Annotated in this window: 1 protein-coding gene and 1 pseudogene; one reads left to right on the top strand and one right to left on the bottom strand. The window is 49.0% G+C overall.

All coding sequences use genetic code 11. The annotated features are described in order from the left end of the window. Positions 1-599 (bottom strand): annotated as a pseudogene (locus QT987_RS29635) (hypothetical protein); the annotation flags it as partial. Here QT987_RS29635 and QT987_RS29630 point away from each other — a divergent pair. Beyond that, on the top strand, positions 562-1,674 hold the full coding sequence (locus tag QT987_RS29630) for a calcium-binding protein (RefSeq protein WP_333247053.1): 1,113 nt from the start codon (positions 562-564) through the stop codon (positions 1,672-1,674). The pseudogene QT987_RS29635 and the gene QT987_RS29630 sit on opposite strands and share 38 nt — an antisense overlap. Positions 1,675-1,947: the final 273 nt, after the last annotated feature.

Genomic DNA, 1,947 nt, shown 5'->3' with positions numbered 1-1,947 from the left:
CCTGCGGAAACTCCCATTCCGACGCCTGCGGAAACTCCGACGCCAACTCCAACTCCGACGCCTATTTCCACTGCGACGCCAATTCCGACACCGACGCCAATTCCTGCGGAAACTCCCATTCCGACGCCTGCGGAAACTCCGACGCCAACTCCAACTCCGACGCCTATTTCCACTGCGACGCCAATTCCGACACCGACGCCAATTCCTGCGGAAACTCCCATTCCGACGCCTGCGGAAACTCCGACGCCAACTCCAACTCCGACGCCTATTTCCACTGCGACACCAATTCCGACACCGACGCCAATTCCTGCGGAAACTCCCATTCCGACGCCTGCGGAAACTCCGACGCCAATTCCGACGCCAATTCCTGCGGAAACTCCGACGCCTGCGGAAACTCCGACGCCAATTCCGACACCAATTTCGACATCTGGAGAAACTCCAATCCCAACGGCTAAACCTGGGGAAACACCGATCGCAACTGACAATTCGATCGCCCCAACCACATCTCCATCAACCGAAACCCCCAAACCTTCGCTAATTCCTGCTGCTTCGGAAGACTGTATGTGCGATCGAATCACTTTACCCGATCGCAATTCCATTCCCGGCCCGAATATCCCTGAAAATACCCTCAACGGTACTGACGGTAAAGATACTCTAACCGGCAGCGATGTTAATGACATCATCAACGGTTTCAACGGCAGCGACTTGCTAAAGGGCTTTCTCGGCAACGACAATATTTACGGCGGCTTTGCTAGCCCAGTTGCTGTGGGCGCGGATGCAGACAGCGACACCATATTTGGCAACGAAAATAACGACTATCTCGTCGGCCACGCTGGGAATGACCTTATTTATGCGGGTAAAGATCATGATGTGGCGATCGCAGGCAAAGATAATGACATAGTTTGGGGCGACAAAGGCAACGATACCCTACTTGGCGATGAAGGTAATGACAGTTTATTTGGTGGCACTTCTGATGCGTCTGACGGTGGCTTGACAGGAAAAGATTTGCTTTTTGGCAATAATGGCAACGACGTTTTATACGGACAAGAAAGCGAAGATACTCTTTCTGGCGGCGAAGACAATGATACCTTACACGGCGGCAAAGATAACGATATAATTTGTGGCGATTATGGCAATGATTTGCTGTTTGGAGAGTTGGGAAATGACACCATCTGCGGCGGCAATGGCGAGGATACGATTTTCGGAGATATTGACAATATCGCGAGGGATGCTAGCAGTCAAAAAGATTATTTGTGCGGCGGTAGTGGCAATGATTTAATTTTTGGTAATGAAGATGCCGATCGATTGTTCGGGGGTGACGGTAGCGATACTCTCTACGGCGATAATGGTGATGATACTTTGATTGGGGGAATTGGCGAGGACTGGTTGAGGGGAGACTTCGGAAACGATACGCTGCAAGGGGGAAGCGGGCGCGATTACTTTTTCTTGACTGCGGGAGAAGGCCGCGATGTCATCGCTGATTTTACGCAAGGTGAAGATTTATTAATTTTGACGGGAGGGTTAACGGTCGATCGACTCAGTATAGTTGAAGAAAACACTACAACTTTTATCAAAATTGCCAACACGGATCAAATCTTAGCTAGCCTAAAAGGTGTGCCAGCTAATCTCATCACTCAACAGGATTTTACAGTAATTGGACTACCTGGTTTGTAGATAATATGGAATCCGGTTGTATCAGAACGATCGCTAATATCATGTCCGATCGATTAACCATAATATCCCGGTGGGGGCGGGTTTTTGAGATGGTCAATTATTGGCAGGTATTGTTGGTGAGGGGAGTCCCTACAAAAATCGCGATCGCTCGACTTGACATGATATTATATCATGTCCGGTCAATTAACCATGATTTCTGTAGATACTGTCTTGACCTGTCAAGGGGTAGCAGTCAAATAATTGGGGTCGAAAGGCTTTTGGGATTTTAAAATC

Source organism: Microcoleus sp. SVA1B4, assembly GCF_036700545.1.
GTDB lineage: Bacteria > Cyanobacteriota > Cyanobacteriia > Cyanobacteriales > Microcoleaceae > Microcoleus.
Note: the sequence above shows the minus strand (reverse complement) of the source record. Positions and strands in the feature narration are given on the sequence as shown.